Annotated in this window: 21 protein-coding genes; 16 read left to right on the plus strand and 5 right to left on the minus strand. The window is 39.9% G+C overall.

Features of this window, described 5'->3' with window-relative positions:
• The coding region (locus tag BW961_RS23550) for a transposase (protein ID WP_076577007.1) at nt 1–268 on the minus strand (268 nt) is incomplete at its 3' end.
• 286 nt (nt 269–554) lie between these two features.
• On the opposite strand from BW961_RS23550, the gene BW961_RS23555 reads away from it, so the two are divergent.
• Both BW961_RS23555 and BW961_RS23560 read left to right on the plus strand, forming a co-directional pair.
• Entirely contained in the window at nt 555–4,487 is a 3,933-nt protein-coding gene (locus BW961_RS23555; protein WP_068588158.1) for a response regulator, read from the plus strand.
• 28 nt (nt 4,488–4,515) lie between these two features.
• Nucleotides 4,516–6,525 carry a response regulator gene (locus BW961_RS23560; protein ID WP_082867562.1) on the plus strand — a complete coding sequence of 670 codons (2,010 nt, stop codon included), beginning with the start codon at nt 4,516–4,518 and terminating at the stop codon, nt 6,523–6,525.
• Nucleotides 6,526–6,633: 108 nt separating this feature from the next.
• Here BW961_RS23560 and BW961_RS23565 read toward each other — a convergent pair whose 3' ends face one another.
• A complete protein-coding gene (locus BW961_RS23565) occupies nt 6,634–7,086 on the minus strand; it encodes a GNAT family N-acetyltransferase (protein ID WP_068588162.1) in 453 nt (150 codons plus the stop codon).
• A 214-nt stretch (nt 7,087–7,300) separates the two neighbouring features.
• Nucleotides 7,301–8,113, minus strand: coding sequence for a bifunctional hydroxymethylpyrimidine kinase/phosphomethylpyrimidine kinase (gene thiD, locus BW961_RS23570; protein ID WP_068588165.1), 813 nt, complete (start codon nt 8,111–8,113; stop codon nt 7,301–7,303).
• A 246-nt stretch (nt 8,114–8,359) separates the two neighbouring features.
• Here thiD and BW961_RS23575 point away from each other — a divergent pair, with 246 nt between their 5' ends.
• Nucleotides 8,360–8,758, plus strand: a complete 399-nt coding sequence (locus tag BW961_RS23575) for a CidA/LrgA family holin-like protein (RefSeq protein ID WP_068588169.1) — start codon at nt 8,360–8,362, stop codon at nt 8,756–8,758.
• Complete coding sequence (locus BW961_RS23580) at nt 8,755–9,444, plus strand: LrgB family protein (RefSeq protein WP_068588174.1); 690 nt, start codon at nt 8,755–8,757, stop codon at nt 9,442–9,444. Before BW961_RS23575 ends, BW961_RS23580 begins: the two co-directional genes overlap by 4 nt.
• Here BW961_RS23580 and BW961_RS23585 read toward each other — a convergent pair.
• A complete protein-coding gene (locus BW961_RS23585; RefSeq protein WP_068588177.1) occupies nt 9,422–9,760 on the minus strand; it encodes an iron-sulfur cluster biosynthesis family protein in 339 nt (112 codons plus the stop codon). The genes BW961_RS23580 and BW961_RS23585 overlap by 23 nt on opposite strands.
• Before the next feature lie 152 nt (nt 9,761–9,912).
• Between BW961_RS23585 and BW961_RS23590 the strand changes: the two genes are divergently transcribed.
• The 7 genes from BW961_RS23590 (at nt 9,913) to BW961_RS23620 (ending at nt 18,872) form a co-directional block, all read left to right on the plus strand.
• On the plus strand, nt 9,913–10,482 hold the full coding sequence (locus BW961_RS23590) for a TetR/AcrR family transcriptional regulator (protein ID WP_170878604.1): 570 nt from the start codon (nt 9,913–9,915) through the stop codon (nt 10,480–10,482).
• Between the two features lie 124 nt (nt 10,483–10,606).
• Nucleotides 10,607–13,717: an MMPL family transporter gene (locus tag BW961_RS23595; protein ID WP_068588181.1), complete on the plus strand. Its 3,111-nt coding sequence runs from the start codon at nt 10,607–10,609 to the stop codon at nt 13,715–13,717.
• A 241-nt stretch (nt 13,718–13,958) separates the two neighbouring features.
• Complete coding sequence (locus tag BW961_RS23600) at nt 13,959–15,569, plus strand: catalase (protein WP_211269774.1); 1,611 nt, start codon at nt 13,959–13,961, stop codon at nt 15,567–15,569.
• Between the two features lie 206 nt (nt 15,570–15,775).
• Nucleotides 15,776–16,810, plus strand: a complete 1,035-nt coding sequence (locus BW961_RS23605; RefSeq protein ID WP_068588188.1) for a TIR domain-containing protein — start codon at nt 15,776–15,778, stop codon at nt 16,808–16,810.
• Complete coding sequence (locus BW961_RS23610) at nt 16,803–17,054, plus strand: hypothetical protein (protein ID WP_068588191.1); 252 nt, start codon at nt 16,803–16,805, stop codon at nt 17,052–17,054. Before BW961_RS23605 ends, BW961_RS23610 begins: the two co-directional genes overlap by 8 nt.
• 92 nt (nt 17,055–17,146) lie before the next feature.
• Nucleotides 17,147–17,773, plus strand: a complete 627-nt coding sequence (locus tag BW961_RS23615) for an SGNH/GDSL hydrolase family protein (RefSeq protein ID WP_068588194.1) — start codon at nt 17,147–17,149, stop codon at nt 17,771–17,773.
• A 70-nt stretch (nt 17,774–17,843) separates the two neighbouring features.
• Nucleotides 17,844–18,872: a Gfo/Idh/MocA family protein gene (locus BW961_RS23620; protein WP_068588197.1), complete on the plus strand. Its 1,029-nt coding sequence runs from the start codon at nt 17,844–17,846 to the stop codon at nt 18,870–18,872.
• Between the two features lie 91 nt (nt 18,873–18,963).
• On the opposite strand, the gene BW961_RS23625 is transcribed toward BW961_RS23620, so the two are convergent.
• Entirely contained in the window at nt 18,964–19,209 is a 246-nt protein-coding gene (locus BW961_RS23625; protein WP_082867564.1) for a helix-turn-helix domain-containing protein, read from the minus strand.
• A gap of 236 nt (nt 19,210–19,445) precedes the next feature.
• Between BW961_RS23625 and BW961_RS23630 the strand changes: the two genes are divergently transcribed.
• From BW961_RS23630 to tdh, 5 genes are all read left to right on the plus strand, one after another.
• The gene (locus BW961_RS23630) at nt 19,446–20,195 is read left to right on the plus strand and encodes a YveK family protein (RefSeq protein ID WP_068588200.1); all 750 of its coding nucleotides are present in this window, start codon (nt 19,446–19,448) and stop codon (nt 20,193–20,195) included.
• 13 nt (nt 20,196–20,208) lie between these two features.
• Nucleotides 20,209–20,865 (plus strand): CpsD/CapB family tyrosine-protein kinase, encoded by a 657-nt coding sequence (locus BW961_RS23635; RefSeq protein WP_326112957.1) that lies wholly within the window; start codon nt 20,209–20,211, stop codon nt 20,863–20,865.
• Nucleotides 20,866–21,160: 295 nt separating this feature from the next.
• On the plus strand, nt 21,161–22,066 hold the full coding sequence (galU, locus tag BW961_RS23640; RefSeq protein WP_068588206.1) for a UTP--glucose-1-phosphate uridylyltransferase GalU: 906 nt from the start codon (nt 21,161–21,163) through the stop codon (nt 22,064–22,066).
• Between the two features lie 37 nt (nt 22,067–22,103).
• On the plus strand, nt 22,104–23,345 hold the full coding sequence (gene wecC / locus BW961_RS23645) for a UDP-N-acetyl-D-mannosamine dehydrogenase (RefSeq protein ID WP_068588210.1): 1,242 nt from the start codon (nt 22,104–22,106) through the stop codon (nt 23,343–23,345).
• A 75-nt stretch (nt 23,346–23,420) separates the two neighbouring features.
• A complete protein-coding gene (gene tdh, locus BW961_RS23650) occupies nt 23,421–24,515 on the plus strand; it encodes an L-threonine 3-dehydrogenase (protein WP_068588215.1) in 1,095 nt (364 codons plus the stop codon).
• The last annotated feature ends 9 nt before the right edge of the window (nt 24,516–24,524 follow it).

A 24,524-nucleotide genomic window follows, 5' to 3' on the forward strand; every position in this document is an offset into this window, starting at 1 on the left:
CGTTTTCCGCTTCAAGGCGCTTTAGCTTAACCTCAGGATCTTCTGATCGAGTTCTCGGTCTACCAACTCCAGGGCCTATTGCTTTGCCTCTTTTCTCCTCCAGTCCTTTCATTCCCTCCGCTTGAAAATGATTCACCCAACGTCGGACTAAGGAATGGTCGATATCCAATTCTTTACCTACACTCTTGTAGCTCATTCCCTTTTTGAGATAGAGATTGACTGCCTTTTTCTTAAATGTAACATCGTAAGTCTTCCTAATTTCGCCCATAAAAAAATCCCCTCCATAATAGACAGATTAATCGGCTTGCTTTTTTCTGTCTACTATAAGGGGAGCATATCAACGTGAGCGGGTTCTTTCTTACATAAAAATCCCTAAGTTATTATTTATATCGACACCTGTTAGATATGGTTTTGATACACAGCATCCATAGAGATTCACTTATATCTTTGTTGCTACTGTATGTGTTACCCTTCTTATATAGAGACTATATTTGGAAATAGAGTAAGAAATGATAGAACGTGTTTTGCTAGAGTGAGAAAAGAGGGTACCTGGAATGTTGTGGATGAAGAATTTGAAGATTAATAGCAAGCTAATGGTGATGGTTCTAATTCCCATGATAGGATTGTTATATTTCTCTGTTACAGCGATTATTACCCAACTTAACGATCGGGCTGAGTTAGGTCAATTAGAAAGCAAGACCAAACTTGTAGTGCAGGCTTTAGACGTGATTCATGAGCTTCAGAGGGAACAGGCTATGGTAGCAAGTTATTACGCTGATCCATCAGAACTTATGTGGAGTAATATGATTGGTCAACGACAGATTTCGAATCAAAGTATCGATAATCTTAAAGATTACGTACTAACTTTTTCAAAAAATGATCAGGACGGCAACTTTGGGAATAATCTAATCCTCGCCATAGGAAAGCTGGATAAGCTTGATGATCAACGGGATTTAATCGACAACCACACATTGGATGGGACAACGATTCTTACGTACTATGATGATACGTTTGGATCGTTTTTTAATGTGATAGATCAGATGAAACTTACGAGTTCGAATATAGAAATCGCAAGTATGCTTACAGCATTTCAGAGCTTTTCCAAAAGCAAATTTACATTGAGCCAAGAGCGAATCCTGATTTCTCGTATCTTATATGCAAAACAGATAAAGGAGACGGATAAGAATAACCTAGGTTTATTGGAAAATGAACGAGAGCTTTATTTCAGTAGATTTACTGCAAATGCGAATCGGGATTGGCTTAGTCTACATAAGTCGATTGTGAAAGGGCAAGTCGTTAATGAAGCAAATCGTATTCGACATCTTGTGTTGGACGCTGTTAATGGAAAGAATCTAAGCGTGGATCCACAGTATTGGTACCAGCAGTCAACGGATGAAATTGATCTAATGAAGCAAGCGGAAGATGAATTTGGAGCAAGTGTAGCCAGCCAAATAGAACAAAGCAGGGGGCAAGCGCTCGGTTGGCTCGTCTTTATGTTTCTACTTAATTTTCTGATTATATTCGTTTCTCTTTCGCTGCTCATACAAGTATGGTTTACCTTCCATGAAATGATGGCCGAAAAAGAAAGACAATATTGGTTGAAGGCTGAGCTTGCTCGTTTGACAGAACTTTCATTAGGGATGACAGACCTACAGAAGTTGGTCAAAATGCTCATTTCTGAAATATCCGAACTGATTGAAGTCGGGCAAGGTGTATTTTATGTGAAAGAGACCGGAAAAAATTCCGAACACATAGGTGATTTTATACTGCTAGGTAGCTATGCCTATAAAGAAAGGGAGAATGTCTCCCTTCGTTTTCGACTAGGAGAAGGTTTGATCGGACAATGTGCATTGGAGAAAAAGCCGATTTTGTTGACTCAGGTACCTAATGATTATATTCAAATAAGTTCGGGGCTTGGGGAAGGCAAACCGCTGACTATTCTTGTGATGCCTATTATATTCGAAGAAGAAGTTGTAGCTGTCATAGAACTAGCTTCCTTCAAAGCATTCACACCTACACAGCAGAACTTACTTGAATTATTAGCTACACCCTTAGGTGTTATTATCAATAGCGCTGCAAGCCGTCAACGTACGGAAGAATCTCTATTAGAGTCACAGCTTCTTGCTGAAAAAGCATTATTATTAGCTGAGGAAGCACAAATTCAACAAGAAGAATTACGGAAATCGAATGAAGAGTTAGAAGAGCAGACTCACATGTTGAAGTTATCTGAAGAGAAATTGAAGCTTCAAAGTGAGGAATTACAAGTTATTAACGATGAGATGGCTGTAAAGACGAAACGTTTGGAAATGCAAACCATGGATATTGTCAAACAGAATGAAATGATTCAATTGTCGAAGGACGATCTTGAGGTGAAAGCGAACGAATTGGAGTTAGCGAGTAATTACAAGTCTGAATTCTTAGCGAACATGTCTCACGAGTTAAGAACACCACTTAACAGCCTGTTGATCCTGGCGAAGCTCCTGGCTAATAACTTGGAGGGGAATTTGACGGGGGATCAAATTGAGTCGGCACAAATCATTCATAGTGGTGGTCTGAATTTGTTGACACTCATAAATGATATTTTGGATTTGTCGAAGGTAGAGGCCGGGAAATTAAATGTTATACCTGAAGAAGTAAAGCTTGAATCCATTGTCCACAACCTGAAATATCAATTCAATGTTATTTCGCAGGAGAAAGGGCTACAGTTCGAACTGCAGATAGAAGCAGGCACACCGTGGACCATTAGAACGGATGGACAGCGTACGGAACAAATACTAACCAACTTTTTGTCTAATGCATTTAAGTTCACTTCTACTGGAACGGTATCTCTACGAGTCTGTCGACCGGGAGAGGATGTCCAATTTATAAATAAGACGCTCAGCGTAAACAATACTTTGGCGTTTATCGTAACGGACTCAGGCATTGGAATCGCACCCAATAAGCAAAAGGCGATATTTGAATCGTTTCAGCAAGCGGATGGCTCCACAAGCCGTAAATATGGAGGAACTGGATTAGGTTTAACCATTTCTCGGGAGCTTGCGAAGCTTCTTGGTGGCGAAATCCAACTGGTGAGTCAAGAGGGGGTAGGGAGTACGTTTACTTTATTCCTGCCGTTTGATATGGAGAATATCTCATCAACGGGTGATCCGATGAACGGGATGGCATTCTTTAAGGACATCGTTTCTTCTGAGAAGGAATCCTCATTAAATCCTACTGAGGAGTTATTAATACCTACAATGAATGAGACAAAGACCGCACAAAGGATTGAAATTTTCATTGCAGACGACCGCGAAGAAATAGAGCCTCATCAGAATGAGAAAGTGATCTTAATTGTAGAAGACGATAAGAATTTTGCGAAGATATTGTTGGATCTATCCAAGACCAAAGGCTTCAAATGTATCGTAGCAGAGGATGGATTCAGCGGTCTTCAGCTAATAAAGAAACATATGCCTAGTGCTGTATTACTAGATCTAGACCTTCCTGATATGAGTGGACTAAAGATGCTTGACTTACTGAAGTATGATAGTGAAACAAGGCATATTCCTGTTCATATCATTACGGGCAAAGAAGAAAGAGATGCTTCTCTTGAGAAAGGGGCAGTTAGTTTTCTCTCAAAACCTGTAAGCATCATGGACTTGGATTCTATTTTTACTAGGATTGATGACATTATGAATGAACGCATTAAACAGGTGCTTGTTATCGAGGATGATGTCCATAATCAGAAGGTGATTTATGAAATGTTGAAGAATAAAAAAATTGAGATTCATTGTGTCAATACCGGAGCAGAGGGGCTAGGAAGATTACGATTGCAAGACTATGATTGTATAATTCTGGATTTGAAACTTCCTGACATGACAGGGTTTGAATTACTAACAAGACTTGAAGAATCAAAGGAAACGCATATGCCTCCGATCATTATCAACACGGGTAAAGAATTGTCAGAAGCGGAATATAATGAATTGTATCAGTTTACTGATAGCATTGTCATCAAAGGTGCTAATTCTCAGAATCACTTATTGAAAGAAGTATCATTGTTCTTGCATAACGTAAATATTTCACTCCCATTTGAACAGAGACAAAGGGATCGCATGTTGCGAGATACAGATAAAACGCTGAGAGGTAAGAAAATATTGTTAGTGGATGATGATATACGAAATACATTTGCGATGTCGAAGGTGCTACAGCATTACGAAATGGACGTGATCATGGCGGATAATGGTAAGCTTGCTTTGGAAATGCTGGATCAGGTAGCGGGAATTGAGTTGGTTATTATGGATATCATGATGCCTGTCATGGATGGTTATGAAGCCATGCGGAGGATTCGGGAGAACCCTCAGTTCAATAAGCTACCCATTATCGCATTAACGGCAAATGCCATGGTGGGTGACCGTGAGAAATGTATTGATGGAGGCGCCAATGATTATATGACAAAGCCAATAGATACGGATAATCTCTTATCTTTGATACGAGTATGGCTGCTTAATTAAGCGCAAGAAAGAAGAAAGGAGGGTACTTATGCCTAATATGGCTATAAAGGAAAAGTTAATCGCCAAAATACTTGTCGTAGATGATCGAGAAGAAAATTTATATGCGATGGAGAAAATATTAAATACATTGGATTGTGAATTTCATAAAGCGCACTCAGGCATTGAAGCCTTAGCATTAACACTTCGGCATGATTTCGCACTATTATTACTGGATGTAAATATGCCTGAAATGAATGGATTTGAGCTTGCTGAGATTCTACGGGGTAATAAGAAGACCCAACGTATTCCGATTATTTTCGTAACGGCTATTCACAAAGAAGACGCTAGTGTATATAAAGGTTATGAAACCGGCGCCGTCGATTTCTTATTCAAACCGGTGAATACGGATATTTTACTAAGTAAGGTAAAAGTATTTATTGAATTGGATCTACAAAAAAAAGAACTAGAAGCGATCAAAGCTGAACTGGAACGAAGTAATAAGGGGTTGGAACGATTTAGGGACGCGGCAACCTTGTTCGAACATCATCCAGATCTTATATATTCGTTAGATATACTAGGTAATTATATGTCTATCAACCCAGCTTTCGAGAAAATAATGGGGATAACAAGTGCTGAAATCAAGCAGCGAAAGTTAAATTTCCGCACAATTACCTCCCAAGATCATTTATCGAGCACAGAACACTATTTCAAACAATCGGTGAACGGAATCGTACAAAGGTATGAAACACAGGAGATGAATGCTGATGGCGAGACCTTTATCTATGATGTGATTAATATTCCTATCGTTATTGGAGTAAAAGTTGTCGGTGTTTACGTTATTGCTAGAGATATTACGAAGCGCAAAGGGTTGGATCGGGATCTATTGCAGGCGAAGGAAGAAGCGGAGAGTGCCCTACGCGTCAAATCTGAATTTCTAGCCATGATGAGCCATGAAATTCGTACACCTATGAATGGGGTTATTGGGATGACAGACTTACTTCTCGAACTGGATCTTGATCCTGAACAAAGAAGATTTGCTGGAATTATACATAACAGTGCGGATGCACTCATGTCTTTAATCAACGACATCTTAGATTTCTCCAAGATGGAATCTGGCAAAATGGAACTAGAAGAGGAACCGCTTGATTTACAGTCCTTGCTCCATGAAACGTTTGAATTATTTACTGCAGCCTTAGAGCGTGATCTGAAAATGGAGTATTATATCGATGCTGAGATTCCTGAGCTCATTGTTGGTGATGCCACACGACTTCGACAAGTATTGATTAATGTCATTGGTAACGCTGTTAAATTTACGAAGAGCGGTGGGGTTTATGTAACGGTTAATCCAATATCACTTCCAAATGGTGCTCTAGAGATTGAGTTTGTTGTTAAGGATAGCGGTATTGGCATTCCTCAACTTAAAATGGTCGATTTATTCAAACCATTCTCTCAATTGGATTCTTCTATGGCACGTAAGTATGGAGGTACTGGGCTTGGATTAGCGATTTGTAAAACCCTTGTTGAATTGATGGGCGGACATATTCATGCGCAAGAAGATGTGAAGAATGGTGCTATTTTTATTTTCACAATTAGAACAACGTCCTTTTTCTTCTCGGAATCCACATCCCACATCCAGGTAGAAAAAGAGGATACAACAATAAGTCATAACATTACTTCTGCGACTGACAAATTACACATTCTCGTGGCAGAAGACAATCCGATACACCAAATGTTGATGGAACGTATTTTATATAAATTAGGGCATACCTTTGATTGTGCGAAGAATGGTCATGAGGTGATGGAAATGCTCGGGCGATCATCATATGATCTCATTTTTATGGATCTCCAAATGCCGGAAATGGACGGATTTGAGACGACACGTATGATTGTAGAGGAAATACCGGAACAGGTCAGACCTGATATCATAGCTGTGACATCAAGATTATCAGAGATCGATAAAGATCAGTGTTTGTCTCTAGGTATGATAGATTTCGTGAATAAACCAATTAAAATAAGTACGATCGAACAGTTATTGGAGCGCTGTCTCCAGATGCAATAGAGAATGCTGACCAATAAAAATGGCAGTCTAGAGGGTTTAATAACCTTCTAGACTGCCATTGTTTTCTATATCGCAAAGTGGAACTAGCAAAGAGCGGATTAAGATGAATTATACTTTATGGAGATTCCATGTAATCAATTCATCATTAATTTCAGTTCGTTGCATTCCTATCTTTTCGAGAACTTTTATTGAGGAATGATTATCACTAAGACATTGAGCCATTACTTTTTCAACTCGATTTGTTGAGAACGCCCATTCAATTAGGGCAGTAACGCTTTCAGTTGCATAACCTTTATTTCGAGCATGTGGCGAGAAGCCGTAACCTACTTCGACTGTTTCATCAATCGGCTTACCCTTAAATCCAATATCACCAATTATTACATTGCTATTTTTACTTACCACTAACCATACTCCCCAACCTAATAAATCAGAATCTTTACTTAGTGCTTTAAGGTATGGCTTATAGTTCTTTCTATTCTTTATGTATTTCTTGAATAAAGATGAATGAATAATATCTAAATCAATAGGAAGAAGTTCAAGTCTCTCTGTCAATATTCTCAAAGCAATCACTCCAGAAATTAAATTGAAACCCACTTAAATATATATGAAATCTTAGAGGAAATATAGGTGAAAAATTTAATAATCTAGAGAAGGTTGAAATGAGATTGAAACATTTTAATAAGATGTGCTGATCAATAAAAATGGCAGTCTAGAGGGCTTAGTAACCTTCTAGACTGCCATTATTTCTTATTCGTACAAATGGAACTATATTATTCTACTGCTCCAAGCGATATCCGCCATGGAATACAGGTCCTACATATTCATTGAACGCAAAGCCGTTGCGAATGGCAGCCAAGACGAAATCTTTTGCTTTTGCTACGGCTTCGTCAACAGACAGACCATTTGCGAGACCTCCAGCTATCGCTGCTGCAAAGGTACAACCTGCGCCATGATTTGTTGCGGGCTCAATTTTGTCGGCTGTAAAGACAGTATAATCAGAACCATTGAAGAAGACATCTACAGCTTGATCTCCGTCTAGCGACTTGCCTCCTTTAACGACAACATTACTCGCTCCTAGTTCATGAATAAGGCGAGCAGCTTCCTTCATATCTTCAATCGTAGAGAGTTTGCCAAGACCGGACAGCACACCTGCTTCAAATAGATTAGGAGTTACTACTGTTGCTAATGGAAGTAGTAAATCGCGAATGGCATGAGCACTCTCAGGATTCAGAACCTCGTCTTCGCCCTTACATACCATGACCGGATCAATAACTACATTGGTCTGGCGATTATTCTTGATGGCTTGCTCTGTTACTTGAACAATCTCAACACTTCCGAGCATACCTGTCTTCATAGCATCGACGGGTCCACCTGCGAATATAGTCTTCAGTTGTTCTGCAACGATAGCCGCATCAATTGGATATACATTGTGGTGCCAGCCGTTGTCTGGATCCATCGTAACAATGGTAGTCAGTGCGCTGAAACCGTAAGTTCCATATTCTTCAAAAGTTTTTAAATCCGCTTGAATGCCTGCTCCTCCGCTTGAGTCACTTCCGGCAATAGTTAAGGTTTTAATGATTTTGGTCAATGGTAACGTCCCCTTTGTCTATATCTGAATTTAAAAAACGCGATGTGAATTGATTATAACAAAAATTTGTACTTATATAACCCTTACAGTAACCAAAATGTCTATTTTTATTGATAGATGATGTAAATTCATAAGATATTCATAAAAACGATTGAAAAAATCATGAAAACTCTGTTACTCTGTTAGAGTTCGTGTTATTTAATACATAGAAATTATACGTTCATTAACGAAGGGAATTTTAGCATCATGAAAATCATTCGAATCATTATTCAGGTTGGATTGTTATATTTGTTTTATTTGGCTGGTGACTATATACAACAGCTACTTCATCTCCCGATTCCAGGAAGTATTGTAGGGTTGCTCCTGCTCTTTGTGTTGCTATTATGCAAGGTAGTCCCTGTGAGATGGATCGAGCATGGCTCGTCCGCCATTCTTTCATACCTTCCGTTATTTTTTATTCCTGCGACGTCAGGGATTGTGAATCACTTGGATATTTTCAGTGGAAGGGGCTTATTATTGATCGTGATACTTATCATAAGTACGGTGTTGACGATTGGGGTAGCTGCACATTCGAGCCAATGGTTGGCAGGACGGAGCAATGGAAGCGGTGTGAGTGATATTAGAGAGAAGGGAGAAGAGGAATGACGGTTCTGACTGCAGTAGTAATTGTTCTAATTAATGTAAGTATTTATGTATTTATGTCTATGTTGTATAGACGCTTTCATATTCCCGTACTCATGCCGGCGCTAACAGCATCGTTTACGATTGTTGTTCTGCTGTTGTTTTTTCGGATCCCCTATGACACGTATATGATTGGTGGTCAATGGATTAATCAACTACTGGGCCCAGCCGTCGTCTCATTAGCCTATCCTTTATATAAGCAGCGCCACGTTCTTCGCCGAAATCTTCCAGTGATCCTAGGAGGCACGCTTATGGGTCTAATTGTCGGAATGTTCAGTGGGATCTTTCTAGCGATGGCGTTGGGATTTCCCAAACTATACGTGATCTCATTGTTACCTAAATCCATTACTACAGCCGTAGCCATTCAAATATCGAGTAACCTGGGAGGAGAATCCTCCTTAACCTCCGCATTTGTAATGCTTGCAGGCTTTACGGGAGCTATTGGCGGACCCTACATTATTAAATTCTTCAGAATTAAAGGTGAAGTTGGCATCGGTATTGGACTCGGGACGGCTTCTCATGCACTGGGTACAGCCAAAGCGATGGAATACGGTGAGGAGTCCGTCTCGATGAGTTCGGTAGCGATGACTGTGTGTGCAATTGCGGGTTCATGTGTAGCTCCCGTAATTACTTGGTTGTTGTATCATTAATCCGGATATCTCTTGTTTTCACATTACTACTATAAATGGTTGAATTGCTGGATAGTTTGTATGAAGGGTAGTTACGTTCCACGTCAAGGAGCATCAACTCTTCGTAGAAAATGGCCTGCTGAGCATTGATGATAAATGGAAGAGAGCCAGCATCGATTTCGATATCCCCGTTGTCTGGTTCGCTTGTGATCAGCAGGACTGTTATTCCGTCGCAGCCACATCCATCGGTATCAAAAAGAATTTTGAAATATCCTGGTTGCTCTCCAAGGGCTTCTCTTAATTTCTGTTCTGCTAACGCTGTGATTTGAATCTTCATTGGGTATGCTCGCTCCTCAAAAAATAGTTTGGAAGTTTATTATACTATAGTATTTGCTACATAACGTAAGACAAACAGAAATGATTTTGACATCGGATTATTTTGGATTTATAATGAATGAATATTCATTCCGGATGATTGGAGGTGGCTAAATGGCTAGTAATAAACGAGATGATATTATGACAGCTGCAATACTCTTATTCGCTGAAAGAGGGTATGACGCTACAACCGTACCCATGATCGCGGATAATGCTAAAGTAGGTGCAGGCACCATATATCGCTATTTTGAGAATAAAGAGGCTCTAGTTAACGCTTTGTTTCAAGAGTGTATTCAAAAATTCTTAGAAGCTTTCCAATCAACAAGTGTGGTTACAACGAAGGATGTTCGAGAACAGTTTCATGTCTTATTTAATGTCATGGTTGATTATGCGAAACATAATACACATGCACTACATTTCATTGATTCCCATTGTAGTGGACATTATCTAGATGAACAAAGTAAACAAATATTTCAAGAATTTCTCGGTTTCCTGAAGAGTTTTATTGAACATGGCAAGGAGCAAGGTGTTCTGTGTTTATTAGAATCGGATGCTTTGATTGCGATTGTATATGGAGCATTTTCAAATTTATTTAGGTTGATTCGAGTGGGTGTTATTCAGGAAAGTCCAGAACTGCTGAATAGTATTGAAGAATGTTGTTGGAATGCGATTAGAATCCACTAATTCTAATCGTTTGTCACAATAGGAATGAATATTCATTCCTATATAATTTCCTTTATAAACGGCAATTGAACATTATTCTGTAATATAGATATGAATATCATCTTTGAAGGGTAGGTTATACGCGATGAAAAGGCCTAAGAACTGGAGATTCGCTTCTCTCGTTATATGGATACTGATTACGATTGTGATAGTCATGACCATGCCTGATATGAATCAGCTGGTAAGAGATAAAGGGCAAATTACGATATCAGATACGGCACCAAGTGTCGTGGCTCAAGCCATGATCGATGAGATGAGTACAGAGAGTGGAGAAACCTATCAGATTATTGCTGTATTTAACAGTGGTACTGAGGATAAATTAACTGGCCAACAGAAAACACACATTGAGGATGTCATTAGTGTTCTGAAGGAGAAGCAGGCACAGCTTGGGGTTACGAATATTGTGTCTCACATGGATAATGAGCAGACGGAAGCTCAGTTGTTATCTAAGGATCAGACGACGATATTAACACAAATTGCGGTTAACAAGAATAAGGGAACGATCTCAGAAGTAGCAGATCAACTTAGGACCATCGTACATATGGATGATGTGGATACTTATTTAACCGGTACCGGATTAGTGTTAGAAGATTTCTCTCAATCTACACAAGAGGGGGTTAAGAAAACAGAGATTATCGCGATAATATTTATTATTCTCGTATTGATTCTTGTATTCCGTTCACCGGTGGTGCCTTTTGTTTCACTACTTTCAGTCGGAGTATCCTATCTTGTATCGATGGGAATCATTGCACACATGGTGGATAAGTTTAACTATCCATTTTCTAATTTTACACAAGTGTTCTTAGTGGTCATTCTATTTGGAATTGGCACGGATTATAATATTCTTCTCTTCACAAGATTTAAGGAAGAACTAAGTAAGCAAGAGAACGTACTTGATGCTCTAAAAGAAACGTACAAGGCATCTGGAAAAACAGTTTTATACAGTGGTTTAGCTGTATTTATAGGGTTTATGGCACTCCTATTAGCAGAATTCAGACTATATCAAGCAAGTTCAGCCGTAGCTATTGGCGTAGCTGTCCTCCTTCTTGTATTAATGACGCTGAATCCATTCTTTATGGCGTTGTTAGGCAAGAAGATGTTTTGGCCACTTAAACGTTTTGAAGGTCATGGGGATAGTAAGATATGGTCATTCTTAGCTAAGACGTCTGTAACAAAACCTTTAGTATCTCTTCTGTTTGTTGCTATCATATGTATTCCTTTTTTAGTGAAGTACAGTGATTCACTTAGCTATAATGATCTACTGGAAGTAGATAATGGGTACGAGTCCAAGCAAGGGATTAATGTGATCGAAGATCATTATTCATTAGGCTTCTCTTCACCTACAGCGCTTGTTATACGATCGGATCAACCTTTAGATAATGCGAAGACTTTACAGGTATTAGATGAATTAGCTGAGACGATTTCTAATGTAGATGGGGTATCGAAAGTATTTACCTCGACTCGTCCAGCAGGTGACCAAATAAGTGAGTTATATATTAATGATCAGGCCAAAGTACTTAATGATGGACTTAGTGACGCCAACGTTGGTGTTGGGAAAATAAATGAGGGTTTGTCTTCTGCAGAAGACCAATTTAATAAGTCAGAATCAAGTGGTGTTGATAACGTACAGAAGCTTATTGATGGTACAACTGAAGTGAAGAACGGTGTCTCTACTCTGGGGGAAGCACTGAATAAATTAACGAATGGTATGAACGACGGGGTGAAAGGTGCGAAAGAACTAGATACCGGCTTAGCTTCGATAAACACGAACATGAAAGTTCTATCAAGCTCAACATCTAAATTGCTCGCAGGGTATTCTGAACTTAATGGTGGTTTAGCCTCTTTCAGCGAACATTTTAGTAATATAGGTAAAGAGATAGATGGGGCCGGCCAAGGGTATGAACAAATTGAGAAATCTATGACCAACCTGTTGGATACCAACCCTGAACTAAGTGAGAATGTGAATGTCCAGAACTCTCTTAGGATTGCAACGGGTGGGAAACAGCAATTGGAGGAACTATCAACGAAGTTGAGTGATTTAACGAAAAAGTATGATTCAGCGATTGCGTCATTTAAGGCAGCTAATGCTTCTCTTGAACAAGTGGATGTTGGTTATTCTAAAGTGCAGGCGGGTGTGAATCAGCTGCATGAAGGTTCAGTTATTTTAAAAGAAGGTATTCAAACAGCTGCAAATGGTTCAAGTGAAATGGCCGATAAGACGCCGCAACTTGAATCAGGTTTAACACAAATCAATGATGGTCAGCAACAGCTCTTGTCGGGTCTTTCTGAGTTATCTGGCCAAATGGAAGCTTTAAAGTCAGGTCTCTCAGAAAGTACGAAGGGATTAGGTAAAGTAAGTGACGGACTCATGAATGCTCAAGGATATTTAAGTGGTCTGAGTGAATCTCAAGCATCAGAAAGGTTCTATATTCCACAAGATGTATTTCAAAGTGATGATTTTCAGAAAGCGTTGGATATGTATATGTCAGATAATCGGACGATTACGCAAATGAATATTATTCTGGATGTGAACCCGTACTCGAAAGAAGCGATGTCTATCGTTAAGACCTTAAAGCAAACCATAGACGCTACTTTAAAAGGTAGTGATTTAAGCGATGCTGAGGTAGCTATCGGTGGGAAGACATCTCAGAATATTGATCTTGAAGAGATATCAGGTAGTGACTTTGCCCGTACAGCAACGATCATGTTGATAGGGATAGGAATTGTCCTTATCGTCCTCACGCGTTCGTTGTTAAAACCATTGTTTATCATTGGTTCCTTGATTCTAGCGTACTATACTGCGCTTGGGATGAGTGAATTACTAAGTACTTATGTATTCAATGTTGATGCTTTGGGTTGGAATGTGCCATTCTTTAGCTTCATAATGATTGTGGCATTAGGCGTAGATTATAGTATCTTCTTGATGATGCGTTATCAAGAGTTGGAAGATGATCCGATTCAGGCTATTGTGGATGCAGCACGTCATATTGGTGGCGTAGTCATCTCAGCAGCGATTATACTTGGAGGGACATTTGCCTCCTTAATTCCTTCAGGGGTTATGACACTGATTGAAGTAGCGACTACCGTTATTATTGGACTATTGTTACTAAGTTTCGTGATGTTGCCAATATTAATACCAGCGTTAATAGGTTCAGTTGACCGGTTAAGTAAATGGCGTGAAAAAACAAAGAAATAGTAATTGTCTTCTAAACCTATCATCTCTCATTTGAGGTGGTAGGTTTTTGGTTTTTTCACTTTATCGTTGGGTATGAATGACGCTTTACATGTTACATTGTTGCATATTTCACTGACATGAAGTACATGATAATTATGACATTTAAAGGAGGTTATGCTAAATGAGTGGCGAAAGAACACGAGGAAGGGATACACAGGATAAAGAGACTTCGGGTACGTCTATTCACGGCGTGGGAAGCTCAATGGATCCACGAATGGCCCCAGGTGAAGATGAGACGACACTGACAGATCGTCAGGGGCATCCAATTGATAATAACCAAAGTATGCGTACGGTGGGTAGTCGCGGGCCAACGACGCTAGAGAACTATCACTTTATTGAGAAGATCACTCATTTTGACCGAGAACGTGTTCCTGAACGGGTTGTACACGCACGCGGCGCGGGTGCTCATGGCATATTTGAGGCTTACGGAACTGTTGGGAACGAGCCTATTGCGAAGTATACTCGCGCAAATCTTTTTCAAGAGAAGGGCAAGGAGACACCTGTGTTCGTCCGGTTCTCATCCGTTATCCATGGGGGGCACTCGCCAGAGACGCTCCGTGATCCGAGAGGGTTTGCAGTTAAATTTTATACGGATGAGGGTAACTGGGACCTCGTAGGTAACAACTTGAAAGTGTTTTTTATTCGGGATGCTATCAAATTTCCTGATCTCATTCATGCTTTTAAACCAGATCCAGTGACGAACGTTCAAGATGGCGTGCGCATTTTCGATTTTATTATGAATACACCGGAAGCGATGATGATGATTACATTCTTGTTCTCACCTTGGGGGATTCCAGCCAACTTCCGGCAAATGCAAGGTTCGGGAGTCAATACATATAAATGGGTGAATGCAGAAGGTGAGGCTGTTCTGGTCAAGTATCATTGGGAACCTAAACAGGGAATCAAGAATTTAACGCAGCAAGAAGCAGAAGAAATTCAGGGTAAGAACTTCAATCATGCGACGCAAGATTTATATGAGGCAATCAAGTCTGGAAATTTCCCAGAATGGGAGCTGTGTGTTCAAATTATGAGTGATGATGAACACCCAGAACTTGATTTCGATCCGTTAGATGACACGAAGCTGTGGCCGACGGATGCATTTCCGTTCCTCCCTGTCGGACGTATGGTTCTCAATCGTAATCCGGAGAATTATTTTGCTGAAGTGGAGCAAGTAGCATTTGGTACGGGTGTACTTGTGGATGGACTAGATTTCTCAGATGATAAAATGCTCCAAGGTCGAACCCTTTCGTATTCGGATACGCAAAGATATCGGGTTGGGCCGAATTACTTACAGTTGCCGATCAATGCTCCGAAGAAACATGTTGCTACGAATCAACGTGATGGACAAATGGCTTATCGTGTGGATAAAGCGCCAGGTCAGAATCCACATATTAATTATGAGCCTTCAACACTAGGCGGTCTGCATGAAGCGACTAAGACAGGTAAGGAGTATACACCGCACATCGAGGGTAATTTAGTACGCCAAGTCATTGAACGTACGAATGATTTTAAATACGCGGGTGAACAATATAGGGCATTTGAAGACTGGGAACGTGATGATCTCATTCTCAATCTCGTGGGTACACTGAAACCAGCGCCTCAACATATTCAACAAGGAATGACAGATTTGTTCACGAAGTGTGATCCGGATTATGGACGTAGGGTAGCGGAAGGGTTAGGGCCAATGGATGGTATTCAATCAGGTAATTCAAGTGGATTAGATACGGAATTTGGTGCACCCTTAGGAGCGGTTCATACGAAAGAAGGATTTCAAGAAGCAGAAAGCAAAGGACACTCAGCGGATCCTTATTAATATCGAAATAGATAATAATGTAGTAAAGAGCCTGTCTCCATTCGGATTATACCGAGAAGACAGGCTCTATTTTTCTTGTCTATAGAGTCTCAATATAATAAAGATAGGATTCTCTTAAATTCCCTACACGTACAAACTTCCCTAAAAAATGGTAATAATGTATAATGGGAGATAGTGAATTTCTTTAATTTCTCATAAAGGAGAACATGCCGTTGGCTATCAAAATTATTAAACCTAATTTATTCATTGGATCCTCAAGGGAATCCATACGATATGCAAGTGCGATTCAATCGCAAATCGGCAGATTAGTTCAAGTTACACCTTGGTTTGCAGGAACCTTTGGTGCAAATGAGTATACGATGGAATCATTAGAACGTATTTTGGATCAAAGTGATTACGGAATATTTGTATTTTCTCCAGACGACGTTGCACTTATTCGTGGGAAACATGTGTTCATAACAAGAGATAATACGATATTTGAAATGGGTTTATTTTGGGGAAAACTAAGAAGGAATCGTGTATTCTGCATCGTTCCGCAAGAAGTAGAGCAAAGGGAAGATCTCATTAATGGCGTCAATATTGCACAATTTCATTTGCTTTCCGATCTTGCGGGTTTAACAATTTTGGAATATGAATGTCGTAATGATCGTAATTATGAAGCAGCGGTAAATTCCGCATGCATAAGAATATTAGATATTATTGAACGTGAGAAGCATTTTATAGATCCATATGTGCTACTGAGACAGAAGGAGGAAGAATTACAACGAAAGCAGAGCATACTTCATTTTTTTTGGGAATTTAATCGTAATGTGACGGTTCCGGAAGATCAGAAATATCACGCATTAAGCGAAGCTGTTCGTAATTCATTCATCTCTCCAGTCCATTGTCGAGTCACGGGTGCAGCCTTCTGGCAAAAGAAAGGGAATGATGGGATTAGACAAGTTGGAGGAAACGTAGGAAGAGGTCGGTTTTATCCATTTAATGTTCAAGAATTGAATCAAATGTCACAACCCATTTATGTGCTTGATGTATATAATAGTGGTAAGTGGACGTTCTTTAAACACAAGGAAGTTGCGGACGTATATGTGCTATGCTATCCTTTAGGAAGGGAACACGTTCTTTCTGTACACATTTCGGGTGTTGAAATGATACCTGAAGATAATCTGGAAGACATTGTTTCTTTTAATGACGAATTACTTCGTACCATAAGGCATTTAGTTGGAGGGGAACACAATGAATAATAACGACAGCTTTCGTCAATCTCATCAAGATTTACCCGCCAGAGGCCCTTGGGTGGCGAAGGATGAAACAATTAGAAGTGTAACACTAGCTAATGGAAGATCAGTATCCCGATCCAATCGGATGAGTGCTCGTAAATTTCAAGGAAAAGCACTGTTTATAGGCCCTTCTATTGAAGGAAGCGATATAGAGTATGTTAAAGTGCTTAGTGGGAATGTAAATGACCACAAACCTTCGTTTGCGTAAATAGATCATATTCGATGAAGCCCGTTGGAATCGCTCAATTGGCTTTTTTTTAGTATCGGAATACATAATCGTTAAGAGAGTGGGGGATTAATTTGACTATCATTGACAATAATGCCATTGTTCTTTTTCAAGGAGATAGTGTTACGGATTGTGGGAGAGACTATTTAAATAAAGGGAGTTTAGGAACTGGGTATACTTTTCTAACCGCTGCTGAAATGGGGCGTAAATACCCAAATAAAAAGATTGAGTTTATTAATCGGGGAGTCAGTGGTAATCGTGTTATTGACCTTAATCGCAGATGGGAAGAAGATTGTTTACGCTTGAATCCGACGTGGGTGTCTTTATACATTGGTATAAATGATGTTTGGCGCAGGTATGACGATCATGATCTAACTTCTGTTGAAGAGTTCTATGAAGGTTATCGAAAGTTGATTGAACGAACGAATGAACATACAGATGCCAAATTGATTTTGGTAGAACCATTTTGTTTACCTATACCGGAAGACCGTAAGGCATGGAGAGAAGACTTAGATCCTAAGATCCAAGCGATACGTGAGTTAGCACGTGAATTTCATACGTTATATGTTCCATTAGACGGTTTGTTCGCATCAGTAAGTACACAGATTGATCCAGCACACTGGGCGGAAGATGGTGTACATCCAACACCGGCAGGCCACGCACTCATCGCTAAAGCTTGGTTGGAGACAGTGCAAGCATAAGAATTGATTATTCATACGAATTATCATGCCATACTAACATAAATTATTAACTTGAGGAGAGTTTGTATACATGAAAAAATTTAAAGTAGCTATTATTGGATGCGGTAACATTTTCCCCATGCATGCAAGTTCTATACAGTTATCTGATGTTGCTGAACTCGTCGCTGTATGTGACAACAAAGAAGATCGTGCGAAGGCAGCTGCGGAGAAATACAATTGTAATTTCTATACGAGCTATGAAGACATGTTAGAGAAAGAAGAAATTGATGTTGTACATATATGTACGCCACATTATTTACACGCACCGATGACAGCTTACGCGGCAAGCAAGGGCAAACATATATTGACAGAGAAACCTATGAGTATAAGTACTGAAGATGCTCGTGAAATGGTGGAACTATGCGAGAGTAATGGCGTAACACTGGGAGTCATTTTTCAAAACCGCTATAATCCAGGGTCACAGCTGATTAAGAATGCGATTCAAGACGGTAGCCTGGGTTCAGTACTTGGCGCTAAGTGTTCGGTAACGTGGGATCGATCTGACGAATACTACAACTTAAGTGATTGGAAAGGTACATGGGAGAAGGAGGGTGGCGGTGTTCTGATTGACCAAGCCATTCATACAATGGACCTGATGCGTTGGTTCGTAGGTGAGGAAATAGAATATGTTGATGCTCAAATTGGTAATCGTGCTCATGAAGCCATTGAAGTTGAAGATAGTGTTGAGGGTGTTATGAAATTTAAGAACGGTATATTTGGTGGATTCTTCGCAATCAATTACTACAGCTATGATGCTCCGGTAGAGATTGAGATTCACTGTGCCAAGGGTATTGCTAAGATGGTTGCTGAAAAAGCGACAATAAAATACAACGATGGTACAGAAATTAAGAGAGATAAGGATCCAAATGAAGTAGTGGATTATGGCGAAGGTGTCAAAATGTATTGGGGTGTCAGTCATTTGAAACAAATTTCCGATTACTATGAAGCGTTGAAGAATGGACAAGTTCCTTATATTGACGGAAAAGAAGCACTCAAGACACAGGAGATGATTGCTGGAATTTATCAATCGGGCAAAGAAAATAAGCGTGTTTATTTGTAATATAGGAAAATATTGATCATAAGTTGAATGCAATAAGCTGTCGCTATTCTAGCGGCAGCTTATTTTGGTTTTGTTATAAGTAATCAAATCTTTATTCCACATACCCCTGTAATGGCGGATCAACGGTGTTCTGAGATAAAGTCTTTCTTCCAATCAAATAATCAATGGAGACTTGAAGGATGTCTGCTAGGTGTGTAAGTGTTTCGAAGTCAGGGTTTCTTCTGCTTTTCTCATAGTGTGACAATGCCCCTCGGCTGATCCCAATAAGCGTAGATAATTCCTCTTGCGTCCATCCTTTCTGCTCCCGCAATTCTGCAATTCGATTCCCAATCTTCATTCATCTTCCTCCCTAAGCATATCAACCATAATATTCAATAAAGGCGTAAAAACAACTTGACATGATACAAATTGTATCGTAAATTAACAATGTACCTTTGATACGTTTTGTATCATTATAACTTCAAAGAGCTTCGATATACAACTAGCTATCTTAAAAAAATCAAAGAAAATTGAAAATTAAGATTTTCTCATAGATTTCTATAGAGGAAAAAACACGCTTAAGGGGAGATCAGGATGGAACTAAAGTTATTGATAAGCATGATAAGAAAGCGACTGTGGAAGATTATCGTATTTGTAATTCTTTGTTCATCGTGTATTGGAATCTACACTATATACTTTACGACTCCAATTTACGAAGCCTCAAGTACACTCATCATTAATAAGTCGAATATGGATAGTCAAGGTAAACCGAGTCTTGATATGAACCAGATTAATTCTAATATCCTGCTTATTAATTCGTATAAAGTGATTATCAGTTCCGCAACGATTATGGATAAGGTCGTACAGAGTTATCCGGAATTAAAGGTTTCATCAGAGGATTTGATGGAGCGAATTAAAGTGATTACGACGCAGAACTCTCAAATTATCACATTGCAAATAAGAGATTCAAGTTACAAGCAGGCCATGCAAATTGTAAATGCGATTGGAAAAGTTTTCAAAGATGAGATCCCTCGCATTATGAAAGTGGATAATATCTCAATCTTGGATCTAGCGAGGCCTCAGCTTGAAGCGCAACCTGTCAGTCCGAAGGTGAAAATAAATATAGTGATCGCATTTGTAGCTTCGCTCATGTTGGCGATAGGGATTGTATTACTCATAGAGTATTTGGATGACACAATAAAAAATGAACAAGACATTGAACGATACTTGGGACTAACAACGTTAGGTACAATTCAAAAAATCAAGAAGAGGGATCTACGACAAAGCTCAAGAAGACGATCAAAAGAAAAGGCAGGTGAAAAATATGCGTCAGTCAGCCACTAAACCTAAATTAATTATGAACATCAATAGCAGGTCTCCTATATCAGAAGGATATAGGAATGTGCGGACAAATATTCAATTCTCAAGTTGGAAACAAAAGCTTCAAGTGATGGCAGTTACATCAACACAAGCAGGTGAAGGTAAGACGACGACGATTAGTAATTTAGCCGTATCCTATGCCCAAGAAGGAAAGAGAGTGTTACTCATTGATGCGGATCTAAGACATCCTTCGGTACAAGATATTTTTCATTTAGCAAATAAAATGGGACTATCCAATATATTAGCGTATCAATGTTCAGCAGATGAGCTCATTCGGATAACAGATATAGACAATCTATCGATTGTTACTGCGGGGCCGATTCCACCGAATCCGACAGAGCTACTCTCATCAGGCAGAATGCATGAGGTCGTTGAAAGTTGGAAGGGAGATTACGACATCATTCTAATAGATACATCTCCGATCATGGCGGTTGCAGATGGAATCATTGTTGCGTCAATATGTGATGGAGTCATTCTTGTTGTGCAGGCCGGTAAAGTGAAGCAAGAGTATATCCAGAAGTCTAAAGAGAGATTAGAACACGTGAAGGCACATATCATTGGCGTCGTACTGAATAATAAAAAGTTAAATAAATCCGAGTCGAATCAATATAACTACTATAGTCATCTGGATTAAAACAACAAGCAAATGTCATTGTAAGTTATAAGGTCATGTCTACTGTACCTTTATCACGGTAGACACTCGATCATGCTGTGGGTATGAAAGTACCTTAGACGTTCATCGTCGGAAGTGTGGTGTGAGGGTGGGTTTAATGCCCTTGTTTTTTCATACTTCGGGATCGAAGTATGACCTATGTTGTTATGTGACAATATAGCTCATACTTTCATCTCTGATGGATATGCAAGCCTAAGTAGATGCTTTTGTTTAACGTCATGGCAAAGAAATTGAAACATCTGAGGAGGATCCACCATTGGGTAAAGTGAAAAAAGCGATCATTCCAGCTGCTGGACTGGGTACACGATTCTTACCAGCCACAAAGGCCATGCCTAAAGAGATGCTTCCTATCGTCGATAAACCAACCATCCAATATATCGTAGAAGAAGCGATAGCAGCTGGGATTGAAGATATCATCATCGTAACGGGGAAGGGAAAACGAGCGATTGAAGATCACTTCGATAATGCGTTTGAGTTAGAGCATAATTTGATGGAAAATGGAAAATTAGATTTGTTGGAGCAGGTGCGCAGGTCCTCGAAAGTAGAGATTCACTATATTCGCCAAAAGGAAGCCAAAGGGTTAGGGCATGCCATTTGGTGTGCACGTAATTTTATCGGCAATGAACCGTTCGCGGTGTTATTAGGAGACGATATCGTTCGTTCAGATATTCCTTGCATTGGGCAGTTAGTAAGCCAATATGAGCTACACGGATGTTCTGTGTTAGGTGTCGCTCCGGTTCCACGTGAGCAGACCCATCGCTACGGCATCATTGACCCCATAGGTTTATTGGGTAACACGGGTCGAACCTATTCATTAAGGCGTGTCATAGAGAAGCCAGCCCCCAAAGATTCACCCTCGAATCTAGCTATTATGGGACGTTATGTTCTTACACCTGAAATTTTTAATATTCTTGAACATCAAGAAGCGGGCTATGGTGGTGAAATTCAATTGACGGATGCGATTCAGAAATTAATTACACTTCAGGGTGGTATTGCATATGAGTTTATTGGGGATCGGTTTGATGTTGGTGAGAAATTAGGTTTTATAGTAACAACAATTGATTTTGCACTTCAGCAGAAGGACATTCGATTGCCATTGTTATTGGAAATGGAAAGAATCTTACAAGCGGAAAAGATAGGACAATTATTTCGAGAGATGTGAAGAGGGATTCTAATATTGGAAAAAGGTAGGCGCGTAAATGGATAAGAAAATATGTGTTATAGGGCTCGGATACATAGGACTTCCAACGGCTAGTTTACTTGCGATCAAGGGATTTCAAGTGCATGGCGTAGATGTAGATCAGCATGCAGTGGAATTAATTAGTCAGGGAGAAGTTCATATCTATGAGCCGGATCTGGACATTATGGTTAAAGCAGCCGTCCAAAGTGGTCAACTTCATGTGTCAAGTGAGCCCATAGAGGCAGACATCTTTATTATTGCTGTACCTACGCCATTTCAAGAGCAGTATAAGCCGAATATTTCTTATGTGCATCAAGCGACAATGGCGATTACTCCCTATCTACGTCCTGGAAATATTGTCATTCTTGAATCGACGAGTCCTATTGGAACAACAGAGCGGATTACGAATTGGATTCTGGATGCGAGAAGTGATTTGAATATCTCTGAATCCGTGCATGCGGTGTGCGATCGAATCTATGTTGCTCATTGTCCTGAACGGGTCATGCCAGGTCAAATTCTAAGAGAACTTGTTGAGAATGATCGGATCATTGGTGGGATTGATAACCAATCTACTTTAAGAACAGTAGAATTCTATAAGCAATTTGTGAGTGGGAAAATATTAGAGACGAATGCCAGAACAGCTGAAATGGCGAAGCTTACGGAGAATTCTTTTCGCGATGTGAATATCGCGTTTGCAAATGAGCTCTCACTCATTTGTGATCATTTGAGCATCAATGTATGGGAATTGATTCGACTTGCCAATCACCATCCTCGGGTGAATATTTTACAACCTGGTCCGGGTGTAGGAGGTCACTGTATTGCTGTGGATCCATGGTTTCTTGTGGATGCCGCTCCGGAACAAGCGAAACTTATTCATACCGCAAGAATGGTCAATGATTACAAGCCGGGATATGTTGTTGAACGGGTGAAGGAACGTGCTGAGCGGTTTAAGGAACCAGTTATAGCATGTTTAGGGCTTTCTTTTAAAGCGAATATTGATGATCTTCGTGAAAGTCCTTCTGTTGAAATCGTGGAGCATTTGTCCAAATTGGGCGTGGGTAGACTTAATGTAGTAGAGCCTAACATACAAAAACTTCCGAGTTCACTTCAACTTGATCATGTTCAGCTCATGGCTACCGAAGAGGCCATACGTAAATCGGATATTGTGCTCCTGTTGGTCAATCATGATGTATTTCATGACATTGATCTAAATTTACTGAAAGAGAAAATTGTCATCGATACACGGGGATTTTTTAATTAAGTCCATGCCATGGTTAGCACATAAAGTAATCGAACATTAAATATGTCGCACTAGCGATAAAAGGTGGGAAATCTCGTGGAGAGAACGATGATGGGACTTGTGAAGGAAAGACGAGAACCGGGTGCAGTGTATAAAGAGGTCCCTGTACCCCAGATAGGGCCAGATGAAGTATTAGTCAGAGTCAAGGCGAGTTCGATCTGTGGCACGGATGTACATATTTATAATTGGGATGCTTGGGCAGCAAAGACGGTCGTCACGCCCAATGTATTCGGACATGAATTCGCTGGTATTGTTGAGGCTATCGGAACTGAAGTAAATAATGTAAACATTGGGGATCATGTTTCCGCAGAAGGTCATATGGTGTGCGGTCATTGTAAGCCATGTCGAACCGGTAACTCCCATGTGTGCGTCAATACAAGGAGCTTTGGAATTACAGCACCGGGTTGTTTTGCTACATATGCTGTAGTAAAGGCGAGTAATGTCATCCACAATAGCCCGGATATGCCATTTGAGTTGGCCTGTTTACAGGATGCACTTGGCAATGCAGTTCAGACGGTATTATCTGGAGATATTGTCGGTAAATCGGTAGCCGTTATTGGTTCGGGGCTAATAGGTTTAATGTCCATCGCCGTCGCGAAAGCATGTGGAGCGGGTAAGATCATGGCAGTTGATATTAACCCTTATCGATTAGATATGGCTCATAAAATGGGTGCAGATATTCTAATTAACAGTTCAACTACGCAGTTATCGAGAGCAATTCGTGAACATACAGACGGTGAAGGTGCAGAAGTTGTGCTAGAAATGTCAGGTCATCCCGATGCGATTCGAGAAGGGTTTGAAGCAGCTGCTAATGCAGCTAGAGTATCTTTATTGGGTATTCCGACAGAAGATATTTCGCTGGATCTGGGTCGTATTATTTTCAAAGGGATTCGAGTAGAAGGGATTACAGGAAGACGCATGTATCAGACTTGGTATCAAATGAAAGGTTTACTCGACAACGGCCTTATTCATTTAGATGGATTGGTAACACATACGTTTAGATTGGATCAATACGAGGAAGCATTCGGGTTGATGCAAAAGGGACTCTGTGGGAAGATCGTATTTCTTCATGAATTATCAAAGACACAAACATTAGAATCTCATCATTATGGTCATTCATTCATTCACTAAAGATTGCTA

Origin of the sequence: Paenibacillus macquariensis, assembly GCF_900156375.1 — a bacterium.
GTDB classification, from domain to species: Bacteria; Bacillota; Bacilli; order Paenibacillales; family Paenibacillaceae; genus Paenibacillus_AQ; species Paenibacillus_AQ macquariensis.